Annotated in this window: 22 protein-coding genes; 12 read left to right on the top strand and 10 right to left on the bottom strand. The window is 71.3% G+C overall.

What is annotated here, in order from left to right; all coding sequences use genetic code 11:
- The first annotated feature begins 192 nt into the window (after positions 1 to 192).
- The 5 genes from KBA23_RS03140 to fabI all read left to right on the top strand — a co-directional run bounded on the left by KBA23_RS03140 (position 193) and on the right by fabI (position 6874).
- The gene (locus KBA23_RS03140; protein WP_290736806.1) at positions 193 to 1614 is read left to right on the top strand and encodes a HAMP domain-containing sensor histidine kinase; all 1422 of its coding nucleotides are present in this window, start codon (positions 193 to 195) and stop codon (positions 1612 to 1614) included.
- Positions 1615 to 1781: 167 nt separating this feature from the next.
- Positions 1782 to 3959 carry a DUF3141 domain-containing protein gene (locus KBA23_RS03135; RefSeq protein WP_290736804.1) on the top strand — a complete coding sequence of 726 codons (2178 nt, stop codon included), beginning with the start codon at positions 1782 to 1784 and terminating at the stop codon, positions 3957 to 3959.
- A 13-nt stretch (positions 3960 to 3972) separates the two neighbouring features.
- A complete protein-coding gene (locus KBA23_RS03130; protein WP_290736802.1) occupies positions 3973 to 4911 on the top strand; it encodes a phosphate acetyltransferase in 939 nt (312 codons plus the stop codon).
- The gene (locus KBA23_RS03125) at positions 4911 to 6092 is read left to right on the top strand and encodes an acetate/propionate family kinase (protein WP_290736800.1); all 1182 of its coding nucleotides are present in this window, start codon (positions 4911 to 4913) and stop codon (positions 6090 to 6092) included. Before KBA23_RS03130 ends, KBA23_RS03125 begins: the two co-directional genes overlap by 1 nt.
- Positions 6089 to 6874, top strand: coding sequence for an enoyl-ACP reductase FabI (fabI, locus tag KBA23_RS03120; protein ID WP_290736798.1), 786 nt, complete (start codon positions 6089 to 6091; stop codon positions 6872 to 6874). The genes KBA23_RS03125 and fabI overlap by 4 nt, the downstream gene beginning before the upstream one ends.
- A 142-nt stretch (positions 6875 to 7016) precedes the next feature.
- Here the strand turns inward: fabI and KBA23_RS03115 are convergent, their stop codons facing one another.
- The 4 genes from KBA23_RS03115 to KBA23_RS03100 all read right to left on the bottom strand — a co-directional run bounded on the left by KBA23_RS03115 (position 7017) and on the right by KBA23_RS03100 (position 10913).
- Positions 7017 to 8663 carry a CTP synthase gene (locus KBA23_RS03115; protein WP_290736796.1) on the bottom strand — a complete coding sequence of 549 codons (1647 nt, stop codon included), beginning with the start codon at positions 8661 to 8663 and terminating at the stop codon, positions 7017 to 7019.
- Between the two features lie 179 nt (positions 8664 to 8842).
- Positions 8843 to 9310 carry a ribonuclease HI gene (gene rnhA / locus KBA23_RS03110; protein ID WP_290736794.1) on the bottom strand — a complete coding sequence of 156 codons (468 nt, stop codon included), beginning with the start codon at positions 9308 to 9310 and terminating at the stop codon, positions 8843 to 8845.
- A gap of 19 nt (positions 9311 to 9329) precedes the next feature.
- Positions 9330 to 10283 (bottom strand): 4-hydroxy-3-methylbut-2-enyl diphosphate reductase, encoded by a 954-nt coding sequence (gene ispH / locus KBA23_RS03105; protein WP_290736792.1) that lies wholly within the window; start codon positions 10281 to 10283, stop codon positions 9330 to 9332.
- Between the two features lie 54 nt (positions 10284 to 10337).
- Positions 10338 to 10913 (bottom strand): NYN domain-containing protein, encoded by a 576-nt coding sequence (locus KBA23_RS03100; protein WP_290736790.1) that lies wholly within the window; start codon positions 10911 to 10913, stop codon positions 10338 to 10340.
- Positions 10914 to 11032: 119 nt separating this feature from the next.
- Between KBA23_RS03100 and folK the strand changes: the two genes are divergently transcribed.
- Positions 11033 to 11602, top strand: coding sequence for a 2-amino-4-hydroxy-6-hydroxymethyldihydropteridine diphosphokinase (gene folK / locus KBA23_RS03095; protein ID WP_290736788.1), 570 nt, complete (start codon positions 11033 to 11035; stop codon positions 11600 to 11602).
- Positions 11603 to 11621: 19 nt separating this feature from the next.
- Here the strand turns inward: folK and KBA23_RS03090 are convergent, their stop codons facing one another.
- Positions 11622 to 12260: a trimeric intracellular cation channel family protein gene (locus KBA23_RS03090; RefSeq protein WP_290736786.1), complete on the bottom strand. Its 639-nt coding sequence runs from the start codon at positions 12258 to 12260 to the stop codon at positions 11622 to 11624.
- A gap of 190 nt (positions 12261 to 12450) precedes the next feature.
- Here KBA23_RS03090 and KBA23_RS03085 point away from each other — a divergent pair, with 190 nt between their 5' ends.
- The 4 genes from KBA23_RS03085 (at position 12451) to KBA23_RS03070 (ending at position 15545) form a co-directional block, all read left to right on the top strand.
- A complete protein-coding gene (locus KBA23_RS03085; protein WP_290736784.1) occupies positions 12451 to 13146 on the top strand; it encodes a CoA transferase subunit A in 696 nt (231 codons plus the stop codon).
- Positions 13143 to 13439 carry a hypothetical protein gene (locus KBA23_RS03080; RefSeq protein WP_290736782.1) on the top strand — a complete coding sequence of 99 codons (297 nt, stop codon included), beginning with the start codon at positions 13143 to 13145 and terminating at the stop codon, positions 13437 to 13439. Before KBA23_RS03085 ends, KBA23_RS03080 begins: the two co-directional genes overlap by 4 nt.
- 1 nt (position 13440) lies before the next feature.
- Positions 13441 to 14070 (top strand): 3-oxoacid CoA-transferase subunit B, encoded by a 630-nt coding sequence (locus tag KBA23_RS03075; RefSeq protein ID WP_290736780.1) that lies wholly within the window; start codon positions 13441 to 13443, stop codon positions 14068 to 14070.
- 191 nt (positions 14071 to 14261) lie between these two features.
- Positions 14262 to 15545, top strand: a complete 1284-nt coding sequence (locus KBA23_RS03070; protein ID WP_290736777.1) for a hypothetical protein — start codon at positions 14262 to 14264, stop codon at positions 15543 to 15545.
- A gap of 57 nt (positions 15546 to 15602) precedes the next feature.
- Here the strand turns inward: KBA23_RS03070 and KBA23_RS03065 are convergent, their stop codons facing one another.
- Positions 15603 to 17150 carry a helicase HerA-like domain-containing protein gene (locus KBA23_RS03065; RefSeq protein WP_290736774.1) on the bottom strand — a complete coding sequence of 516 codons (1548 nt, stop codon included), beginning with the start codon at positions 17148 to 17150 and terminating at the stop codon, positions 15603 to 15605.
- A gap of 401 nt (positions 17151 to 17551) precedes the next feature.
- Here KBA23_RS03065 and KBA23_RS03060 point away from each other — a divergent pair, with 401 nt between their 5' ends.
- Positions 17552 to 18235 carry an invasion associated locus B family protein gene (locus tag KBA23_RS03060; protein ID WP_290736771.1) on the top strand — a complete coding sequence of 228 codons (684 nt, stop codon included), beginning with the start codon at positions 17552 to 17554 and terminating at the stop codon, positions 18233 to 18235.
- 54 nt (positions 18236 to 18289) lie between these two features.
- On the opposite strand, the gene KBA23_RS03055 is transcribed toward KBA23_RS03060, so the two are convergent.
- From KBA23_RS03055 to KBA23_RS03040, 4 genes are all read right to left on the bottom strand, one after another.
- Positions 18290 to 19501 (bottom strand): beta-ketoacyl synthase, encoded by a 1212-nt coding sequence (locus tag KBA23_RS03055; RefSeq protein ID WP_290736768.1) that lies wholly within the window; start codon positions 19499 to 19501, stop codon positions 18290 to 18292.
- 6 nt (positions 19502 to 19507) lie between these two features.
- A complete protein-coding gene (locus tag KBA23_RS03050) occupies positions 19508 to 19771 on the bottom strand; it encodes an acyl carrier protein (RefSeq protein WP_290736765.1) in 264 nt (87 codons plus the stop codon).
- A gap of 179 nt (positions 19772 to 19950) precedes the next feature.
- Positions 19951 to 20994: a UDP-3-O-(3-hydroxymyristoyl)glucosamine N-acyltransferase gene (lpxD, locus tag KBA23_RS03045; RefSeq protein ID WP_290736762.1), complete on the bottom strand. Its 1044-nt coding sequence runs from the start codon at positions 20992 to 20994 to the stop codon at positions 19951 to 19953.
- Positions 20995 to 21039: 45 nt separating this feature from the next.
- A complete protein-coding gene (locus KBA23_RS03040; protein ID WP_290736759.1) occupies positions 21040 to 22677 on the bottom strand; it encodes a L,D-transpeptidase family protein in 1638 nt (545 codons plus the stop codon).
- Positions 22678 to 22932: 255 nt separating this feature from the next.
- On the opposite strand from KBA23_RS03040, the gene KBA23_RS03035 reads away from it, so the two are divergent.
- Positions 22933 to 23273: DUF882 domain-containing protein (locus tag KBA23_RS03035; RefSeq protein WP_290736756.1), on the top strand; the 341-nt coding region annotated here is incomplete at its 3' end.

Below are 23273 nucleotides of genomic sequence, written 5' to 3'. Positions count from 1 at the left end.
CCCGACCGGGCACGCCGCCCGGCGCGGGTCCCCCCGCGTAAATCCGAAGCCCGGCTCATAGGGCCGGCGCCCGCCAGAGTCAATTCGCGCCGTGGCCCTCATGTGCGCTTCATCGCCACGGCGGGGCGGCCGCTTGCCGCGTGACCACGCAAGGCATAGATTCGCATCGGCCGCCGGCCGTCAGGATCGGGCATGAATTTCAACACCCTCTCGGGGCGCTTTCTCGGACTGATAATCGTCTTCGTGATGATCGCGGAGGTGCTGATTTTCGTGCCGTCGGTGTCGCGGTTCCGCGAGGACTATCTCCAGAACCGGCTCGAGCTCGGCCAGCTCGCGGCGCTGGCGCTGCTGGCGACGCCCGACGAGCAGGTCGCGCCCGATCTCGAGGCCGAGCTGCTCGCCACCGCCGATGTCTACAACGTGGCCCTGCGGCGCGAGGGCGTGCGCGAGCTCGCGCTCCAGGGCGAGGTGCCCGACGTCATCGCGGCGAGCTACAATCTCCAGAAGGCGAGCGACCTCGCGATGATGCGCGCCGCCCTCAAGGTCTACTTCGCCGGCGCCGCGCGGGTGATCCGGGTGATCGGCCAGACCAAGCTCGGCGAAAGGAGCCTCGTCGAGATCACCATGAGCGAGGAGCCGCTGCGGGCGGCGATGATCGCCTATGGCCTGCGCATCCTCTATCTCTCGCTCGCGATCACGCTCGCCTTCGCGGCCCTGCTGTTCTTCGCGGCGCGGCACTACATCGTGCAGCCGATACGGCGGGTGGTCGATCACATGACCGCCTATCGCGACGACCCCGAGGACGCGCGCCGGGTCATCGCGCCGACCAGCGACGTGCGCGAGCTTCGCGAGGCCGAGACGGCGCTCCACGAACTCCAGCTCCGCCTGACCGGCGCCCTCAAGCAGAAGGAGCGGCTGGCGGCGCTCGGCGGCGCGGTGGCGAAGATCAGCCACGACCTGCGCAACCTGCTGACGACGGCGCAGCTTCTGGCCGACCGCATCGAGGGCAGCGCCGATCCGGCGGTGCGGCGGACGGCGCCGAAGCTCGTCGCGGCGATCTCGCGGGCGATCACGCTCTGCGAGCGGACGCTGACCTACGGCAAGGCCGAGGAGGCGGCGCCGGCGCTCGTCGACGTCGATCTCGCGCCCATCGTCGATGAGGTGGTCGAGAGCGAGGCCGCCGGCGCCGCGCTCGCCCGGGTCGAAGCCGATGTGACGGCCGGCCTGCGCATCCGCGTCGACGCCGACCAGCTCTTCCGGGTGCTGACGAACCTCGTGCGCAACGCGGTGCAGGCGATCGAGGCGTTGGGCCAGCCGGGCGTGGTGCGGATCGCCGCCCGCCCGCTCGGCGATCTGGTGGAGATCACGGTCTCCGACACCGGACCGGGCCTGCCCGAGAAGGCGCGGGAGAACCTGTTCCAGCCATTTCGCGGCGGCGCCCGTCGGGGCGGGGCGGGGCTCGGCCTCGTCATCGCCGCCGAGCTGGTTCGCGGCCACGGCGGCGCGCTGGAACTCGCCGCCACCGGACCGGACGGAACGGTGTTCCGCGTCACGCTGCCCGCCGCCCTCGCCGAGCCCGCCCCTCGCCGCGCCCGCTCCCAGGCCGTGCGCTGATCGGCCCCGCGCCCCGTTCAGCGGCAGGGACCGAGGAAGGACCCGAGCCGCCGAGGGGAGGCGTTAGATACAGTAGCGTACCGAGGTGGCGACTTGACGCTGGCGCTTCGCAGCCGCACAAGACCGCGACAGGTTGGCCCGCCTGCCCCGATCGAAAGGGAAGCATCATGGCTGAGCGCGAGACCCCGCAGCTCCCCACTCCGGCCGCGACCGCGGAATACCTCACGGACGCCTGGCAACGCACGGTGCTGTTCTTCGACGTCATGCGCCAGCGCGCCGCCCAGTACGAGGCGCACGCCGCCGAGCCTGCGCCGAACGTGCTCGACTACAAGGCCGAGCTCGTCCTTGACGGCCGCAGCCTCGCGAAGCCCGTCAACTACCTGCTCACCCGCATCGTCCCGCCCGAGGGCGTGGCGATCGACCCGCTGAAGCGCCCCTTCGTCGTCGTCGACCCGCGCGCCGGTCACGGGCCCGGCATCGGCGGCTTCAAGGCCGACAGCGAGATCGGCGTGGCGATGAAGGCGGGCCACCCGGCCTATTTCATCGGTTTCCTGCCCGAGCCCGTTCCCGGCCAGACCATCCTCGACGTCACCGCCGCCGAGGCGGTCTTTCTCGAGACCGTCATCGCCCGCCACCCCGAGGCCGAGGGCAAGCCTTGCGTCATCGGCAACTGCCAGGCCGGATGGGCGGTGATGATGGTCGCGGCGCTGCGGCCCGAGCTGTTCGGCCCGATCATCATCGCCGGCGCGCCGCTCTCCTACTGGGCCGGCGTTCGCGGCGTGAACCCGATGCGCTACTCCGGGGGCCTTCTCGGCGGCACCTGGCTGACCGCGCTCGCGGGCGATCTCGGCGCGGGGATCTTCGACGGCGCGACGCTGGTGCAGAACTTCGAGAACCAGAACCCGGCGAACACGCTCTGGACCAAGCAGTACAACCTCTGGTCGAAGATCGACACCGAGCCCGAGCGCTACCTCGAGTTCGAGAAGTGGTGGAACGCCCACGTCACCCTCAACGCCGGGGAAATGCAGTGGATCGTCGACGAGCTCTTCGTCGGCAACCACCTCGCCGCCGGCGACATCCGCACCCAGGACGGAACTGCCATCGACCTGCGCACCATCCGCTCGCCGATCGTGGTCTTCTGCTCGAAGGGCGACAACATCACCCCGCCGCAGCAGGCGCTGGACTGGATCCTCGACCTCTACGACAGCGTCGACGACATCCGCGCCTGGGGCCAGACCATCGTCTACACCGTCCACGACCACATCGGCCATCTCGGCATCTTCGTCTCCGGCGGGGTCGCGCGGAAGGAACACGACGAGTTCGCCTCGAACATCGAGCTGATCGACGTGCTTCCCCCCGGCCTCTACGAGGCGGTGCTGACCCCGAAGGGCGAGGCGGTGGCCAACCCCGACCTCGTGACCGGCGAATGGGTGATGCGCTGCGAGGCGCGCACCCTCGACGACATCCGGGCGCTGGGGGCCAACGACCTCGCCGACGAGCGCGAGTTCGCGGCCGCGGCGCGGCTCTCGGAGGTCAATCTCGCGCTTTACCGCGCCTTCGCCCAACCTTTGGTCCGCGCCATGGTCGCGCCGCCGCTCGCCGAGGCGGCGCGCCAGCTGCACCCGCTGCGGCTCTCCTACGAGATGTTCGGCGCGAAGAACCCGTGGATGGCCTGGGTCGCGAACCAGGCCGACCGCATCCGTGAGGACCGCCGCCCCGTCGGCGGCGACAATCCGTTGGTCGCGGCGCAGGCGCAGGCATCGGATGCGATCGTCGAGGGCTTCGACGCCTGGCGCAAGGCGGTGGAGCGCCTGTCCGAGGACACGTTCCACGCCATCTACGGCACGCCGGCGGTGCAGGCCGCGCTGGGCGTCGACACCTCCACGACGGAGCGCCCGCGCAAGGCGGCGAAGAGCAAGCTGCACGAGGCGCTGGTCACCCGCCGCTTCGACGAGCTCCGGGCGGAGATGGGCCGCGGCGGCCTCCGCGAGGCGCTGGTGCGCGCCCTGCTCTGGGTCGGCATCGCGCGCAAGTCCGTCGACGAGCGCGCCTTCGCGGCGATCATCCGGCTGCGCGACACCCACCCGGCCAGCCACCGGATGCGCCTCGCCGATTTCAAGGCGCTGGTCCGCGCCCAGTTCCTGATGCTCGTCCTCCACGAGGAGGCCGCGCTCGCCGCCATCCCCGCCATGCTGCCGGCAAGCATCGAGGAGCGCCGCGAGGCCTTCGCCGCGCTCAAGGGCGTCATCGAGGCGAGCGGCGCCGCCCCGGCCGACCGGCTCGGCCGCGTCGCCGCGCTGTTCGGTCTTGGCCCCGAACTGGCGACGAACCGCAAGGCATCGTGACCCGGAGACCCGAGTGACCGAAAACAGCGAGAAGTATGAGCGCCTGATCGCCGCCGCCCGCGACGGCACGCCGGCGGTAACCATCGTCGCGCACCCTTGCGACGAATCCTCGCTGCGCGGCGCGACCGACGCCGCGGCCGAGGCGATCATCGAGCCGATCCTCGTCGGCCCTGAGGCGAAGATCCGCGCTGTGGCCGCCGAGCACGGCATCGACATCTCGGGGCGCAAGATCGTCGACGTTCCGCACAGCCATGCCGCCGCCGCCTGCGCCGTGGCGCTGATCCGCGAGGGCAAGGGCGAACTGCTGATGAAGGGCAGCCTGCACACCGACGAGCTGATGAAGGAGGTGACCTCCTCGGCGACCGGCCTGCGCACCGAGCGGCGCATCAGCCACGTCTTCATCATGGACGTGCCGAACCACCCGGAGACGCTGTTCATCACCGACGCCGCCATCAACATCTTCCCCGACCTCGAGACCAAGCGCGACATCGTCCAGAACGCCATCGACCTCTGGACCGGGATCGGGCTCGGCACGCCGAATGTGGCGATCCTCTCCGCCGTCGAGACGGTGACGCCGAAGATCCCCTCGACGATCGAGGCCGCGGCGCTCTGCAAGATGGCCGAGCGCGGCCAGATCACCGGCGGGTTGCTCGACGGCCCGCTGGCCTTCGACAACGCGATCAGCCCCGAGGCGGCCGCGATCAAGGGCATCGACGGCCCGGTCGCCGGCCACGGCCAGATCCTCGTCGTCCCGGATCTCGAAGCCGGCAACATGCTGGCGAAGAACCTGACGTTCCTGACCAAGGCCGGCGCCGCCGGGATCGTGCTCGGCGCGCGCGTGCCGATCATCCTGACCTCGCGCGCCGACAGCGTCCGCACCCGCCTCGCCTCCTGCGCGGTGGCGGCGATCTACGCCAACGCCTGCCGGGCGCGGGCGGCGGTCCCGGTCTGATGCGGACCCTGCTCGTCGTCAACGCCGGCTCGTCGAGCCTGAAGTTCCAGCTCTTCGACGTGGCGGACGGCGCGCCGAAGCGCCGGATCCGCGGGCAGATGGACGGGATCGGCGTCCACCCGCGCCTGCGCGCCACCGACGCGGCCGGCGCGACGCTCGTCGACCGCGAGGAGCCGGCGACCACGATCCTCGACCTGCCGACCGCCATCGAGGCGACGCGCGCCTGGTTCCAGACCCTCGGCGATCTCGAGATCCACGCCATCGGCCACCGCGTCGTTCACGGCGGGCCGGACTTCGACCGGGCGGTGCTGCTCGACCCCGACGTGCTGGCCCGGCTCGAACGCCTGGCGCCGCTGGCGCCGCTGCACCAGCCGAACAACCTCGCGCCGATCCGTCTCGTCGCGGAGATCGCGCCGGACGTGCCGCAGGTCGCCTGCTTCGACACCGCCTTCCACCGCGGGCGCCCGGACTTCGCCGATTGCTACGCCATCCCGCGCGGGCTCTACGACGAGGGCGTGCGGCGCTACGGCTTCCACGGGTTGAGCTACGAGTACATCGCCCACCGGCTGCCCGAGGTCGCGCCGGAGGTGGCGGGCAAGCGGGTGATCGCCGCCCATCTCGGCAGCGGCGCCTCGATGTGCGCGATGCTGGACGGGCGCAGCGTCGAGTCGACGATGGGTTTCACCGCACTGGACGGGCTGCCGATGGGCACGCGGCCGGGCCAGCTCGATCCCGGGGTCGTGCTGCACCTGATCGAGGAGAAGGGCATGGCCCCGTCCGAGGTCACGCGCCTGCTCTACCACGACGCGGGGCTGAAGGGCCTGTCGGGCGTCTCGAACGACATGCGCGTGCTGCTGGCGAGCGACGCGCCCGGAGCGGCGCTCGCCATCGAGCATTTCGCCTGGCGCTGCGGCCTCCATGCGGGAAGCCTCGCCGCCGCGCTCGGCGGCCTCGACGCCTTCGTCTTCACCGCGGGCGTCGGCGAGAACGCGCCCGCGATCCGCGCCCGCATCGCCGAGCGCCTGCGCTGGCTCGGCGCCGAGATCGACCCCGCCGCCAACGCGGCCGGCGCGAGCGTGATCTCCACGCCCGCCAGCCGCGTCGCGCTCCTCGTCGTCCCCACCGACGAGGAGCTGATGATCGCCCGCCACACCCTCGCACTGACCGGAGCCGCCGCATGACCCTGCCCATCGTCAAGGCCAAGCTCCTCGAGGGCAAGAAGGGCCTGATCGTCGGCATCGCCAACGACCGCTCGATCGCCTGGGGCTGCGCCCGCGCCTTCCATGCGCTCGGCGCCGATCTCGCGATCACCTACCTCAACGAGCGGGCCCGGCCCCATGTCGAGCCGCTGGCGCAGGAGGTCGAGGCGCCGATCTTCCTGCCGATGGACGTGATGCGGGACGGCGAGCTCGAAGCCGTGTTCGAGCGGATCGCGAGCGAGTGGGGCAGGCTCGACTTCGTCGTCCACTCGATCGCCTTCTCGACGAAGGACGCCCTCGGCGGCCGCGTCACCGACTGCCCGCGCGACGGCTTCGCCACGACCATGGACGTCTCGGTCTGGTCGTTCCTGCGCATGGCGCACCTTGCCGAGCCGCTGATGAAGGACGGCGGCGCGCTCTTCACCATGACCTACTACGGCTCCGAGAAGGTGGTGGAGAACTACAACATCATGGGCGTCGCCAAGGCCGCGCTCGAATCGGCCGTCCGCTACGTCGCCGCCGAGCTGGGCCCCAAGGGCATCCGCGTCCACGCGATCTCGCCCGGGCCGCTCGCCACCCGCGCCGCCTCCGGCATCCCGGAGTTCGACGAGCTGCTGGAGAAGGCCAAGGGGAAGGCCCCGGCCCGCGCGCTCGTCGACATCGACGACGTCGGCATGGCCTGCGCCTTCCTCGCCCACGACGCCGCCCGGCTGATGACCGGGCAGGTGCTCTACATCGACGGCGGGTACAACGTCATCGACTGATACCGGCGGGCTCACGAAGCAACTCGTGGACCTTCTTGACCGTTAACACTTTTATCGTTCGCAATCAGGATGTTACCCTAATATCACGCGTGTTAGCCCGTGTTGCGCCGGGTGTCCGGGCAGACTCGCCGGCATGACCCGGTCAGAACAGCCGCGACTGCTCCAGCGCGGCGCGGATGAAGTCGGCGAAGAGCGGGTGCGGGGCGAAGGGCTTGGACTTCAGCTCCGGGTGATACTGGACGCCGATGAACCACGGATGGCCGGGGATCTCGACGATCTCCGGCAGGCGTCCGTCGGGAGAGAGGCCCGAGAAGCGCAGGCCGCAGCTTTCCAGCCGCTCGCGATAGGCGATGTCGACCTCGTAGCGGTGACGGTGGCGCTCGGAGATGGTCAGCGTGCCGTAGATGCCGGAGACCTGGCTGCCGGCGGCGAGGATCGCGTCGTAGGCGCCGAGGCGCATCGTGCCGCCCTTGTCGTCGGCGACGCTGCGCTGGACGGTGCGGTTGCCCTCCAGCCATTCCTTCAGGTGGTAGATGACCGGGGTGAAGCGGCGCTCGCCCTTCTCGTGGTCGAACTCTTCCGAACCCGCGTCGGTGAGGCCGGCGAGGTTGCGGGAGGCCTCGATGACCGCAAGCTGCATTCCGAGGCAGATGCCGAGATAGGGAACCTTGCGCTCGCGCGCGAACTGGGCCGCCTTGATCTTGCCTTCTGTGCCGCGCTCGCCGAAGCCGCCGGGAACGAGGATGGCGTCGTAGCCCTCGAGGTGCGAGGCCACGTCGCCGGTCTTCTCGAACAGCTCGCTGTCGAGCCATTCGGCGCGGACCCTGACCCGGTTGGCGATGCCGCCGTGGGTCAGCGCCTCGGCGATCGATTTGTAGGCGTCCCCGAGCTGGGTGTACTTGCCGACGATGGCGATGTGGACCTCGCCCTCGGGGTTCATGATCCGGTCGACCACATCCTCCCACTTGGCGAGGTTCGGCCGCGGCGCCGGCGAGATCTGGAAGGCGTCGAGGACCGCCTGGTCGAGCCCCTCGCGGTGGTAGGCGAGCGGGGCCTCGTAGATCGAGCGCAGGTCCTGGGCGGCGATCACCGCCTCGGGGCGGACGTTGCAGAAGAGCGCGAGCTTCTCGCGCTCCTTCTGGGGGATCGGCCCCTCGGAGCGGCAGACCAGCACGTCGGGCGCGATGCCGATGGCGCGGAGTTCCTTGACGGAATGCTGGGTCGGCTTGGTCTTGAGCTCGCCGCTCGCGGCCAGATAGGGCAGCAGCGTGAGGTGCATGTAGATGCACTGGCCGCGCGGCTTGTCCTGGCCGAACTGGCGGATCGCCTCGAAGAACGGCAGGCCCTCGATGTCGCCGACGGTGCCGCCGATCTCGCAGAGCATGAAATCGACCTCGTCCTCGCCGATGCGGAGGAAGTCCTTGATCTCGTTCGTGACGTGCGGGATCACCTGGATGGTCTTGCCGAGGTAGTCGCCGCGGCGCTCCTTCTCCAGGACGTTGGAGTAGATCCGCCCCGACGAGACGGAATCGGTGCGGCGGGCCGGCACGCCGGTAAAGCGTTCGTAGTGGCCGAGATCGAGGTCGGTCTCGGCGCCGTCGTCGGTGACGAAGACCTCGCCGTGCTCGAAGGGCGACATCGTGCCGGGGTCGACGTTGAGATACGGATCGAGCTTGCGCAGGCGCACCGAGTAGCCGCGGGCCTGCAGGAGGGCGCCGAGGGCGGCCGAGGCAAGACCCTTGCCGAGCGACGAAACCACGCCGCCGGTGATGAAGATGAAACGCGCCATGTGGCTACTCCCGTGGGCTGGGGCCGGCTGCTGGCGTACACCCCACGGGATTCAATCTATACGCGAACCGATATGGGCCGGCAAGGTCTCGCCGCTAGATAATGTTGGAGAAAACGCAGGCGCACCCAGAGGTTGAGGAAATGTCAGGGGATGCGTGCGCCGCGCCGGGGCCGGCGTCGTCACGAACGCGCGGCCGTCGCCTTGAAGGGGGCCATTCCGGCGCGGGCCAGGGCGTCGGCGCGCTCGTTCTCCGGGTGGCCGGCATGGCCCTTGACCCATGCCCAGTCGACCTCGTGGCGGGCGGCGGCGGTCTCGAGGCGGCGCCAGAGATCCTCGTTCTTCACCGGCTTGCCGTCGGCCGTGCGCCAGCCGCGCGCCTTCCAGCCGTGAATCCAGCGGGTCACGCCGTCGCGCACGTAGACGCTGTCCGTCACCACGGTGAGCCGCGCCGGGCGGCCGAGCGCCTCGAGCGCGGCGATGGCGGCCATCAGCTCCATGCGGTTGTTGGTCGTCGCGGTCTCGCCGCCTGACAGCTCGCGCTCCTTGAGCACGCGCGCGCCGTCGCGGGCGACCAGCACCGCGCCCCAGCCGCCGGGGCCGGGATTGCCCGAACACGCGCCGTCGGTATAGGCGAAGAACTCGGCCATGCGGGCGGCTCGCCCCGGCTCAGAAGGCGGGTTCGCGCAGGACGCGCGGAACCTTGAACTCGACGCGCTCCTCGGCCGTCTCGACCAGCTCCTCGGTCACGGCGAAACGGGCGCGGAAGGCGTCGATGACCTCGCGAACCAGCTCCTCGGGGGCGCTGGCCCCGGCGGTCACGCCGACGGCGCGGGCGCCGTCGAGGGCGCGCCAGTCGATGTCGGCGGCGCGCTGCACGAGCTGGGCATAGCCGCATCCCGCGCGGCGGCCGACCTCGACGAGGCGCAGCGAGTTCGACGAGTTCGGCGCGCCGATGACGAGCAGGGCGTCGATCCGCGGGGCGATCGCCTTGACCGCCTCCTGGCGGTTGGTGGTGGCGTAGCAGATGTCCTCGCGGCCCGGCCCGACGATGCCGGGGAAACGCGCGCGCAGGGCCTCGACGACCTCGGCGGTGTCGTCGACCGACAGGGTGGTCTGGGTGATGAAGGCGAGGCGGCCCGGGTCGCGCGGCGCGATGCGGGCCACGTCGGCGACCGTCTCGACCAGCAGCACCTCGCCCGCAGGCAGCTGGCCCATGGTGCCGACGGTCTCGGGATGGCCGGCATGGCCGATCATCACCATCTGAAGCCCGTTGGCGTGATGCCGCGCCGCTTCGTTGTGGACCTTGGAGACCAGCGGGCAGGTGGCGTCGACCCAGACCATGCGGCGGGCCTCGGCCTCGGCGGGGACCGCCTTGGGCACCCCGTGGGCCGAGAACACCACCGGCCGGTCGGGCGGGCAGTCGTCGAGTTCTTCCACGAAGACGGCGCCCTTGGCGCGCAACCCGTCGACGACGTAGCGATTGTGCACGATCTCGTGGCGCACGTAGACGGGGGCGCCCCATTTCTCCAGCGCCATCTCGACGATCTTGATCGCCCGGTCCACGCCGGCGCAGAAACCGCGCGGGGCGGCGAGGTAGAGGGTCAGCGGCTCGGCCATCACGGGCAGGTAGCACGGGCGGAGGGCGAGGAAAAGGCGCGGCCCCCGCCCGGCGGGTCAGTCGTCGGCGGCTTCGACCGTGGCGCGCGGCGAGATCTGCTCGCCCCGCGGCGGGCGGCCGATGACTTCGCGCAGTTCCTCGAGCTCGATGAAGTTGTCGCACTGGCGGCGCAGCTCGTCGGCGATCATCGGCGGCGAGGAGCGGATGGTGGACACAACCGAGACCCGCACGCCCTGGCGCTGGATCGACTCCACCAGCGGTTTGAAGTCGCCGTCGCCGGAGAACAGCACCATGTGGTCGATGTGCGGGGCCATCTCCATCGCGTCGACCGCGAGCTCGATGTCCATGTTGCCCTTGACCTTGCGTCGGCCCATCGAGTCGGTGAACTCCTTGGCCGGCTTGGTCACCATCGCGAAACCGTTGTAGTTCAGCCAGTCCACCAACGGGCGGATCGGAGAGTATTCATCGGTCTCCAGCATGGCGGTGTAATAGAACGCACGAACCAGCTTGCCGCGCCTGACGAACTCGCTCCGAAGGAGTTTGTAGTCGATATCGAAGCCGAGCGCCCTGGCAGCCGCGTAAAGATTGGCGCCGTCTATGAAGAGCGCCAACCGTTCGTCGCGATAGAACATCAAGGAGATCCTTGCTAAGGCTTGGTGGTGGGCAGACGACACAACGTCGCCATGACCCTCCGGCGATCATAGGCCGGCGCGACGGGGTGCGAAAGGCGAATCGCAGGGATCGGCGGTTTATGGCGCGTAAAGTATACTCAATTGCGTTGGGGGCGAACCTGCCCTCGCCCGCCGGGTCGCCGCGGGAGACGCTCGAGGCGGCCCTCCGGGCGCTGGCCGGCCGGGACGTCCGCGTCGTGGCGCGCAGCCGCTGGTTCGCGACGCCGGCCTTTCCGCCGGGCGCCGGGCCCGACTTCGTGAACGGCGCGGCGCTGGTCGAGACCGCGCTGGCGCCGGAGGGGCTGCTCGCGGCGATGCACGCGGTCGAGCGGGCGCTGGGCCGCGATCGCCGCCGGCGCTGGGCGCCGCGGGCCTGCGACCTCGACCTGCTGTCCTGCGGGGGGGAGGTGTCGCCGGACCGGGAGACCGTCGCGGCTTGGATGGCGCTCGATCCGGCGCGGCAGGCGACGGAGGCGCCGCCGGCGCTGATCCTGCCGCATCCGCGGCTGCACGAGCGGGGCTTCGTGCTGCTGCCGCTCGCCGACGTCGCGCCGGACTGGGTGCACCCGATCCTCGGCCGCTCGGTGCGCGAGATGCTGGCGGCGCTGCCGGATGGCGCCCTGGCCGGGGCCGCGCCGCTGGAGGAGTGACCGGCCCCGGCCGGCGGGGTCAGTGGAGATCGCGGGTGTACACGAACTTCGGCATGCTCCAGCCGTAGCGCAGCGCGAGGAGGCGCAGGGCAAGGCCGGCGAGCATGGCGACGGCGATCGCGAGGTCATGCGGCACGGCGAGACGGAGAACGTAGAGGTAGAGCGCGCCGGTGAGCACGGACACCGTGGCGTAAAGCTCGGCCCGGAACAGGAGCGGGATCTCGTTGCAGAGGATGTCGCGCAGGACGCCGCCGACGCAGCCGGTGATCATGCCCGCGGCAAGCACGACGATCGTGGGGGATCCGAGGCCGAGCGCGACGTTGCAGCCGATGACGGTGAAGAGGACAAGCCCCACGGCGTCGAGAAACAGGAAGATGCCGCGCAGGCGGTGGGCCGCCCGGGCGATGGCGATGGTGGCGAGCGCCGCGCCGCCGGCGACCAGCAGGAGGTGCGGCTGCGCGACCCACGAGAGCGGGTGGTGGTCGAGCAAGATGTCGCGCACCGATCCGCCGCCCAGCGCGGTGACGCAGCCGAGAAGACAGACACCGACCCAGTCCATGCTGCGCCGCCCGGCGATCAGGGCGGCCGACATCGCCTCGGCGGCGACGGCGACGAGATAGAGCGCGTCGAGGAATTCCTGCGTGGCTGGCGACGTCACGATCCTGCTCCCGTTGCTGCGCTGGCGACGAGCGTAGACCAGCCGGCGCCCCGGGCGACAAGCGGCGTATGGCCGCGGCCCGCAGCCGCCGGCGCAACGTGCTCGCAAGGCGCCGCAGCGCGCACGGGGCGCTTGACTCGGTCCGGCGCATCCCGGATGCAGGATGCGGCAGGCGCGAAGGAGGGGATGGATGAAGAAGGTCTACGCAGACGCGGCCTCGGCGCTCGACGGGCTGCTGTTCGACGGGATGCTGGTGGCCGCGGGCGGCTTTGGCCTGTGCGGCGTCCCCGAGAACCTGATCGCGGCGATGCGCGACAGCGGGGTCAAGGACATCACCGTCGCCTCGAACAATTGCGGCGTGGACGATTTCGGCCTCGGCATCCTGCTCAAGACCCGCCAGATCAGGAAGATGATCTCCTCCTATGTCGGCGAGAACGCCGAGTTCATGCGCCAGTACCTGTCCGGCGAGCTCGAGCTCGAGTTCAACCCGCAGGGCACGCTCGCCGAGCGGATGCGCGCCGGCGGCTGCGGCATCCCGGGCTTCTACACCCGCACCGGCGTCGGCACGGTGATCGCCGAGGGCAAGGAGCACAAGGACTTCGACGGCGAGACCTACATCCTCGAGCGCGCGATCGTCGCCGATCTGTCGATCATCAAGGCCTGGAAGGCCGACGACACCGGCAACCTCGTGTTCCGCAAGACCGCGCGCAACTTCAACCCGCCGGCGGGCATGTGCGGGCGCGTCTGCGTCGCCGAGGTCGAGGAGATCGTCGAGCGCGGTGCGCTCGACCCCGACTGCATCCACCTGCCAGGCATCTATGTCCACCGCCTCGTGCAGGGAACCTTCGAGAAGCGTATCGAGCAGCGCACGACGAGGGCGGCATGAGGCGCGGGGGCAAGTCGGGCCAACAGGCCGAGATGGACTTGTTCGAGGCCGCGCGCCTCGGGCTCGCGTCGAGCGCATCGAGGATCAGCGACCTGATCCTCGATGCCGCCGTGGCCAAGCTCGACGCGCTGTTCGGGCCGGGCTTCGCCAAGGCCAATCCCGCCCTCGTGGGTCAGTATCTCGACGCCACGACGCGGACGTTCCAGAACGACATGGCGACCGTCGCCGAACTCGACGATCTCGACGATCTCGACCTTGACCTTGCGCTGACCGACCCCGACCGGAGACGATAGGATGCCCTGGGACCGCAATCAGATGGCCGCCCGCGCCGCCCGCGAGCTCGAGGACGGCATGTACGTCAACCTCGGCATCGGCATTCCGACGCTGGTGGCGAACTACATTCCCGACGGCGTCGACGTGACGCTGCAATCCGAGAACGGAATGCTCGGCATCGGGCCGTTCCCGACCGACGACGAGGTCGACGCCGACCTGATCAACGCCGGCAAGCAGACGGTGACCGAGCTGGCTCGGACGAGCTATTTCGACAGCTCGCAGAGCTTCGGGATGATCCGCGGCGGCAAGATCGCCATGGCGATCCTCGGGGCGATGGAGGTGTCCGAGAAGGGCGATCTCGCGAACTGGATGATCCCGGGCAAGCTGGTCAAGGGCATGGGCGGCGCGATGGACCTCGTCGCCGGGGTGAAGCGGGTGGTGGTGGTGATGGACCACACCTCGAAGCACGGCGAGTCGAAGCTCCTGCGGGAATGCACGCTGCCGCTGACCGGAAAGGCGGTCGTGGACCGGATCATCACCAATCTCGGCGTCTTCGACGTCGTGGAGGGCGGGCTCAAACTGCTCGAGGTCGCCGACGGCGTGACCGAGGCGGAGATGCGGGCCGCCACCGAGGCGACCATCGTCAACTGAAGTCCTCCTGCGCCGGCGCGAGCCGGCGCCCCCGCCCGTCCCTCGCGCAGGCGTTGCGAGGCCGAGCCTCGGCGAAGAAGGGGTATGGGCGACAAGCCGCTATGAAGCCGGCGCGCCCGCGTGCTATCGTCCCGACCGAGCAGATCCTGGCGGAACGCCGGCGCGACGACCGGCGAGCGGAGGGGCATACCATGCAGGAGAACGGTCCGGCGAAGGGCGTCCCGACGAGGGACGGCGGCCGGGAGCCGTCGGCGACCGCGAACGACTCGCCGGCGCTCGAGGCGCGGTTGCGCAAGGCCCGGGCGCAGCGGGCGGCGGCGCTCGCCCGGAGCCAGTCGAACCGGCTGGGCGGAATGCTGGCGGCGCGGCTCGGGCGGGCGCGTCCGGGCCTCGCCATCGGCGCCGACAGGATCGAGCCCGACCCGATGCTGCCGTTCGATCCGGGACCGGATGACTTCGCCCCGTTCGAGACGGACCATGTGGCGGCGCCGATGCGCCGCGCGCCGCAACGGCGCCACGTCGCCGACCGACGGTCCGGCGCCGCATGGCTGGTCGCCGGCGCGGCCTTTGTCGTGGGCGTCGCGCTGGTCTGGGTCGTAGCTCCCCTGTTGCGCGGCGACGCGACCCCGGACGAGCCCGCGGTCGCCGCCGCGCTCGACGCCGCGTTGGCCGGGGCGTCCAGGACTGCGCCCGCCGCGCCCGTGGCGTCCGATACAGCGCCTGCGCCTGCGCCGGTCGAGGCGCCCGTATCCCTGCCCGCCGTCGTTCCGGCTGCTGCTACCGGCCCGACGCCGGGCGGCCAGACCTCGGCGACGGCCTCCGTGGCGGCGCCGATCGTCCCGATCGTCCCGATCGTCCCGAACGCGCCGGGCGCGGAGCCCACGCTGGCGCCGCTCCTCGATCCGGTTTCGACGACGATCGCGCCGCTGCCGCCCGATCCCCCTGCGCCGGCCGAGCCCCCCGCGCCGGCCGAGCCGCCGGTGGCGGCGCAAGCCGGCGAAGAGTTCGCTCCGGCGGCTGGCGTCGTGGCGACGGCGGCCGCCCCGCGTCCGCGGCCGGCGTCGCTGGCCGCCGCGGATGGCGGCTCCGAGCGCGCTGCCGCTGCCGCATCGGCGTTGGAGCGTCAGGGCGCCGGGGAGACGGTTCGGCCCGCCGCCGCCGTGAACCAGCCGACGTTGCCGCCCTTCGCCGTCGCGCCGCAGCCGCCGGCCGCCTTCGACGGCGATGCGCCGCGCGCCGATCCGGGGATCGCGGTGTGGTTGCCGCAACAGCCGACAGCGCGGAAGTCATCGACGCGGGGTCGTGCGACGCCGGAGCCCGTGCACGTGGTGACGAAGCAGGATCAGCCGCGCAACATGCTCGACGCGGCCCGCCGCGATATCGCGAGCGGGCTCCGGCGGCTGGATCAGGGCATCTCGGCGGCGGCCAAGCGTCTGGAGCGCCGGCGCGCAGGGGCGCCCGAGGCCCAGGAATAGCCCCGGCGTTCCCGCCGACGTCGCGCGAACGCCGCTTTCGCGGGCCGCGGCTCCCGATCAGCGGCCGCGGAACAGCCCGCCGAGGATCCCGCGAACCATCGCCTGGCCCTGGCGGGTGCCCAGTTGGCGCACGACGGTCTTGGTGATCGTCTCGGCGAGGCCGGGATCGGCCCGAGTCCGCCGACGCGGCGCGGGATCGCCGGACTCGTAGCGGCGGGCGCGGGCGAACTCCTTCTCCGCCGCCTCGCGCGCCGCGGCGTCGGCGAGCATCTTCTCGGCCAGCGCCGCGTCGCCCGCCGCCTTGTCGGCGCGCGCGGACAGGATCTCGCGGGCCGACTCGCGGTCAAGGGGCGTGTCGTAGACGCCGGCGACAGGCGAGGCCCGGAGGCTCTCGGCGCGCTCCGCCTCGGTGATCGGTCCCAGCCGCGAGCAGGGCGGGCGGATCAGAACCCGGCTGACCACCGCCGGCACGCCCTTGGCCTCGAGCAGCGAGACCACGGCCTCGCCGGTTCCCACCTCGCGGATCGCCGTCTCGGTGTCGAAGGCGGGGTTCGGCCGGAACGTCTCGGCCGCGGCCTTGAGCGCCTTGGCTTCGCGTGGCGTATAGGCGCGCAGCGCGTGCTGGATGCGATTGCCGAGCTGGCCGAGCACCACGCCGGGGACGTCGTCGGGGTTCTGGGTGACGAAGTAGACGCCGACGCCCTTGGACCGGATCAGCCGCACCACCTGCGCCACCTTGTCGACCAGCGCCCTGGAGGCGCCGTCGAAGAGAAGATGCGCCTCGTCGAAGAAGAACACGAAGACCGGCTTGTCCGGGTCGCCCACCTCCGGCAGCTCCTCGAACAGCTCCGACAGCAGCCAGAGCAGGAACATCGCGTAGAGCCGCGGGGCCTGGATGAGCCTGTCGGCCATCAGGACGTTGACCCGTCCGCGCCCGTCCGCATCGACGGCGATCATGTCGGACAGCCGGAGCGCCGGCTCGCCGAGGAAACTGGCCGCGCCCTGGTTCTCGAGGACAAGGAGCGCGCGCTGGATGGCGCCGACGGTCGCGGGCGCGACGTTGCCGTAGGTCGTGCCGATCTCCCTGGCGTTCCCGGCCAGCCAGACCAGCATCGCCTGAAGGTCGGAGAGATCGAGAAGCGCGAGGCCCTGCTCGTCGGCGATGCGGAAGGCGACGTTGAGCACGCCCTCCTGCGCCTCGGTGAGTTCGAGCATACGGGCAAGCATCAGCGGGCCCATCTCGGCGACGGTCGCGCGGACCGGGTGCCCCTTATCGCCGAAGAGGTCCCAGAACACGCAGGGGAATCCCTCGTAGGCATAGGGCTGGAAGCCGATCTGCCGGGCGCGCGCCTCGAGCGCCTCATGGGCCTTGCCGGCGGGGTCGCCGGGCCGGGAAAGGCCGGAGACGTCGCCCTTCACGTCGGCGACGAAGACCGGCACGCCGGCGGCGGACAGGCCCTCGACGAGAGACTGAAGGGTCACGGTCTTGCCGGTGCCGGTGGCGCCGGCGACGAGCCCGTGGCGGTTGGCGTAGCGCAGCAGCATCTCGCGGGCCTCTGCATAGCCCTCGCCCGCGCCGCCCACGAAGATCGCGCCGTCGGTCATCTGCCGTCCCCTCGACTGAAAGTCACGATTTGTTCGAACCGGTTATTAACGGATGTTCCCTAGAGTTCAATCGCGTCCCGCGGCATCGACGGCGCAGGGCGAGGCGACTTCCTCCCTGTTGGACTGGCCGCGGAGCATGCTCCGCGGCCATTTTTCTATTCATGATTGTGATATCACAACTTGCCCGCTGCGCTTGACGCTGTTTCTCATCCGGCGTAGTTTTCGCGCACGGCTCGGCCAGTCCGACAGGGAAAATCGCACAAGCGAGGAAAAGGGCGCTCTTCGGGGCGTCCTTTTCACTTGTCCGCGCTCCACCCTGCCGCCGACGTTGACAGCCCTCGCCAAGAGTGGCAAGCGCCCTCGCGTCGACCCCGAGGCAAATCGAGCAGAATATGACCCCCTTGCGCACTCTCCTCATGACAACCGCCGCGGTCGGCTTTGCGATCGCCGCGCCGTGCTTCGCCCAGGACGCTGCGGCGCCGGCAGCGCCCGCGCCGGCCGAGGCGCCGGCGGCCGACGCTCCGGCGGCCCCGGCCGAGGCCGCGCCCGCGGCCGCACCGGCGCAGCCCGCTGCCCCGGCAGCGCCCGTTGCGCCGCCCCAGCCGCAGATCGAGGTGACCAAGCACGGCGACTGGGAGCTCGGATGCGTCACGGGCACCAAGAACTGCGAGATGCAGCAGGTCGCGCTCGACAACACCAAGAACCCGGTCGTTCTGGCGCGGGTGCTCAAGCTGCCGGCCGGCGCCGACGCGCAGGCGCTGATGATCTTCAACACGCCGCTCGGGACGCTGCTCCCATCGGGGTTGAGCTTCCAGATCGACACGGCGCAGGCGGCCGTCCTGCCGTTCGAGTGGTGCGTGCAGGAGGGCTGCGTCGTCCGCCTCGGCCTGCGCGAGCCCGACGTCGCCGCGATGAAGCGCGGCCAGACGGTGAAGATGATCGTGACCTCGATCGCGAACCCGCAGGTTCCGGTCGAACTCACGCTGTCGCTCTCGGGCTTCACCGCCGCCTATGACGCCCTGGTCGTGCCTGCCGCTCCCGCTGCGCCTGCCGCGCCGGCGACGCCAGCGACTCCGAACCAGTAGACCCGGACGGGCGGCGGCCACGCCGCCGCCCGTCCGCCCGGCGCGAGGTTGCCGCTAGTCGGGAGCCCGGAGCGTCAGCACGGCGTTGAGGCCGCCGAAGGCGAAGGCGTTGGTCATCACGGCGCGCGGCCGGACCTGCCGGGCCTCGTTGGGGACCACGTCGAGATCGCAGTCCGGGTCGCGCTCGCGCCAGCCGATCGTGGGCGCGATCACCCCCTCGTCCAGCGCCATCAGGCAGGCGATCAGCTCCACCGCGCCGGTGCCGCCGATCAGATGCCCGTGCATCGACTTGGTCGACGAGATCATCAGCCGGTCGGCATGGGCGCCGAACACCTGCCGCACCGCGGCGCATTCGGTCCGGTCGTTGGCCGTGGTGCCGGTGCCGTGGGCGTTGATGTAGCCGACGTCCCCGGGGTTGAGCCCCGCATCGCGCAGCGCCCCGCGCATGGCGCGCTCCGCGCCCTCTTGGCTCGGCATCACGATGTCCGAGGCGTCCGAGGTCATGGCGAAGCCCGCCACCTCGGCGAGGATCGGCGCGCCCCGCGCCATCGCGCGCTCGCGCTCCTCGAAGACGAACACCGCCGCGCCCTCGCCCTGCACCATGCCGTTGCGGGTGGCGCAGAACGGCCGGCAGCCGTCCCGGGACATCACCCGCAGCCCCTCCCAGGCCTTGATGCCGCCGAAGCACAGCATCGACTCCGACCCGCCCGTCAGCACGACGTCGGCCTGCCCGGCGCGGATGAGGTTCAACGCCTGCCCCATGGCGTGGTTCGACGAGGCGCAGGCGGTCGCCACCGTGTAGCAGGGCCCGCGCAGGCTGTGCGTCATCGAGACGTGGCTCGCGGCGGCGTTGTTCATCAGCCGCGGCACGACGAAGGGATGGACGCGGTTCTTCCCCTCCTCGTAGACCTGCCGATAATTCTCGTCCTGGGTCTGGAGCCCGCCCCCGGCGGTCCCGAGCACCACGCCCGCGCGCTCGCTCAGCGCCTCGTCGACCACCAGCCCGCTTTCCGCCACCGCCTCGCGCGCCGCGAGCAGCGCGAACTGGGTGAAGCGGTCGTAGAGCGTCAGCTCCTGCCGGCCGAAATGGTCCTCCGGGCGATAGCCCCCGACCTGCCCGCCGATCTGGATCGCCAGCCGCTCGACGTCCTGGAACTCGAGCGGCCCGATGCCGCAGCGGCCCTCGCGCATGGACGCACGGTTCTCCGCGGCGGTCCTTCCGAGCGCGCTGATGGCCCCGTGGCCGGTGACGACGACCCGTCGCATCCCGACTTACTTCTGCGCCGAGACCAGGTGCTCCACCGCCCGAACCATGCTCGCCACGGTGCTTATGTCGAACTCGGACTTGTCCGGCTCGTTGGCGTTGAACGGCACCTGGATGTCGAACGCCTCCTCGATCGCGAAGACCGCCTCGACCAGTCCGAGGGAGTCGATGCCCAGATCGCTCAGGGTCGCGTCCGCACGGATCTCGGACGGCTGCATCACCGCCTGTTCCGCGAGAATCGCGATCATCCTGTTCTCGATACTGTCCGCCATTGAGCCCCCGGCCCGATCCTGCGGCCGGCTTAACCGCTCGCGCCCGCTTTGGAAACCGGATTCTGCGCGGTTTCCCGCCGGCGCCCGGACACATCCGTGGCCGCTACGGCGATCCCGACGCATGGCAGGCCCCTTGGGCGCTCCTCGAGGCGGTCGTCGCGGCCGCGCAGCCGCAGTAGCTACTCCAGCCTGGCCAGCACCCGGGGCAGGCGGCGCAGCGCCTTCCACATCGTCACGAACTCGTCGCGCTTCACCCCGGGATAGCCCATCATGATCCGCCCCTCCGGCACATGCCCCGACACGGCGGCGTTTCCGGTGATCACCACGTTGCGCCCCAGCACCGCATGGTCGGCGATCGAGGCCCGCCCGCCCAGAACGCAGCCGTCGCCGATCACCGCCGAGCCCGCGATCCCGGTATGCCCGCACAGCAGGCAGCCGCGGCCGACCTGCACGTTGTGGGCGACCATGACGAGGTTGTCGACCTTGGTCCCGTCGCCGATCGTGGTGTCGGCGATCGTGCCGCGGTCGATCGTCGCGTTCGCCCCCACCTCGACGTCGTCGCCGATCCGCACCGCGCCGAGCGAGTTGATCCGCACGTAGCCCGCCCGCTCGGCCGCCGTCACCACGCCCGCGCGCGCCTCTTCGACCACCCCGGGCGCCGGCGTCACGAACGAGAAGCCGTCGCCGCCGATCACCGCGCCGGGCTGGGCGATGAACCGGTCGCCGATCCGCACCCGCGCCCCGATGCGGACGCCCTGCATCACGAGCGCGTCCGCGCCGATCACGGCGTCCTCGGCCACCGAGGCGTGGCTCGCGACCCGCGCCCGCGCCCCGATGCGGACGCGCGCGCCCACCACGACGAAGGGCCCGATCGCCGCCCCCGGCCCGATCTCGGCCGTCGCATCGATCAGCGCGGTCGGATGCACGCCCTCGGCGATCTCCGGCGCCCGCTCGAACACCCGCGTCACCCCGGCGAGCACGTAGCGCGGCCGCGGCGCGAGGATGGCGCCCTTGAGCCCGAGCGCCCGCCAGTCCGCGTCGGGGCGCAGGATCGCCGCCCGCGCCCGCCCCTCGCCGAGCCGCGCCGCGAACGCCGGGTCCATCGCCAGCGCGATCTGGTCCGGGCCGGCGCTCGCGGGTTCGGCGGCGCCGGCGAGCGGGATGTCGCCGCGCCCCACGGCCTCGCCCCCGAGCGCCGCGGCGAGATCGGTCAGTGAGATCATGGGCGGGCTCCTTCGCGGCGGGATGTCCCCGCTATAGCGGAAGCCTCACCCCTCCGCAGCCGGCAATGACACCCCGATCGCTTCGAGCGCCTGCCATACCGCCGCGTCGCGGCCGTAGACGTCGAAGCGCCGCTGGAGCACGCCGGAATGGTCGAGGAACACCGTCCGGTAGTCGATATGCACGGGGATCGGGCGGGCGAGGTTCACCGTCCGCTCGCCCTTCGCCGCCACCCAGCCGTCGAAGGCCGCCTCGGGCTGGTCGACCTGCCCGGCGAGGAGGAGCCCGGCGAGGCGCTCGGGGTCCTCGACGCGGACGCAGCCGTTGGAAAGCGCCCGCTCGGCCTTGGCGAAGAGCTCGCGGTGCGGCGTGTCGTGCAGGTAGATCGAGTGCCGGTTCGGGAACATGAACTTCACCTTCCCGAGCGCGTTCGCGTCCGACGGGTTCTGCTTGATGCGGAACGGGAAGTTTCCCTGGGCGAACTGGGTGAAGTCGACGAGGCCCGGGTCGATCTCGGTCCCGGACCGGGTGAAGATGCGCATGTTGGAGTTGGCGAGCGTGTTCGGGTTCGCCTTCAGCTTCGGCAGGTAGACGCGCTGGGCGATGCTGTCGGGGACGTGCCACGTCGGATTGACCACGAGATAGGTCATGCTCCCGGAGAATTCCGGCGTCCGGGTGTCGTCCGCCTTGCCGACGACGACGCGGGTCTCGAAGACGGTGCGCCCGTCCTCGACCATCCGCAGCGCATAGGCCGGGATGTTGACGTAGATGTATCGGTCCTCGAAGACGCCGTTGGTCCAGCGCGCCCGCTCGAGGTTGACCATCACCGCCTCGAGCGCGTCCTCGGGGCCGGCGTTCACCGCGGCGATGGTGCGCTTGCCGGCGAGCCCGTCGGCCTCCAGCCCGGCCTCGGCCTGGAAGGCGGCGAGCGCCGCCCCGAGCCCGGCGTCGAACATGGCGGGATCGGTCGGGGCCGGCGTCGCCGCATGGCCACGGGCCGCGAGGCGGGCGCGCAGCGCCGCCACCCGCGGCCCGCTGTCGCCAAGCCGCAGCGTCGGGCCGGCGGGGGCCTCCGGCCCCCAGTCGGCGCCGCGCTGGGCATCGAGCCTCGCCTTCTCGGCGAGGAGCGCCGCGTAGCCCGGACCCTGCGGCGGCAGCGCGGCCGCGGCGGCGGCCACGTCGCCGCCGGCGAGCAGGCCGAGCAGCACGGCCGGCGCGGGCCGGCGCGGCCGGGTCTCGATCTCCGGATCCGCCTTCGACGGGTTCAGCGCGCCGGAGGAGAGATCGCGCCCCAACGCCAGCCAGGACCGCATCGCCGCCACCTCGGCCCCGGCCGGGTCGGCGGGCGCGGCGAGGACGTAGCGCGCGGGCGGCAGGCCGTGCGCCGCCGTCGCGGCGATGGCCGCTTCGAGCGCGCCGAGCCGCGCGGCGCCCGGCTCGGCCCAGAACGGCGCGTCGCCACGGGCGGCGTAGAAGGACAGGATCGCCGCGCGCTCCGCCTCGTCGAGCGGGGCCGTCGCCCGCTCCAGACCGGCGCGGAACGGACTCGGAGCCGGGGCGGCCGGCGCGCCGACGACGGCCGGCGCCGCGGCGGGAACGAGGGTCTCCGTCGCGCCGACGGGAAGCGCTGCGAGCGCGCCCGCGAGCACGATGGCGGAGACGCCGCAAAGGTCGCATCTGGTCATGCCTGCCTCGGTTCTTTTTCTGCTCGTTTGCGGGGAAGCCTAGCGCGGACGGCCGATCCCGGCAAGTCGAAGCGCTCCCGCTTGTCAACCCCCGAGCGCAACCCCGTCCCGGTTAACAATCGGTTGTCGGCAAAAATTCGCCTATTCGCGGACAATTGCGCACGGTCTGCTTGGCGCGACTCACGGGCTGTGGCAAGCAGATCGCAGGGACGCGTCCAATGACGTCCCACGGGCAGACATCGAGGCAGTGACACCATGACAACGGATGATTTTCGACCGTCCCGCAGGGCGCTGCTGGGCGCTTTCGCGGGCATCGCCGCCATCGCCGCGGCGCCGGTCTATGCGCGGGCGCCCGGTCTCCTGCGCGGCGCCGGCGACGTCCGCCGCGTCCGCATGTACAGCCAGCGCACCGGCGAGTCGGTCGACACGGTCTATTTCGCCAACGGCCGCTACATTCCCGAGGCGATCACCGAAATCTCGTTCTTCATGCGCGACTGGCGTCAGAACGAGGTGAAGAAGTACGACCCGCGCAACGTGGACATCCTGGCGGCGACGCTGAACATGATGGACACGAACGAGCCCTATCTCGTCATCTC

The sequence above is a fragment of the Amaricoccus sp. genome, from assembly GCF_017995835.1.
Taxonomy (GTDB): domain Bacteria; phylum Pseudomonadota; class Alphaproteobacteria; order Rhodobacterales; family Rhodobacteraceae; genus Amaricoccus.
The sequence above is the reverse complement of the archived record's forward strand: the minus strand, read 5'-3'. Positions and strand labels throughout refer to the sequence as shown.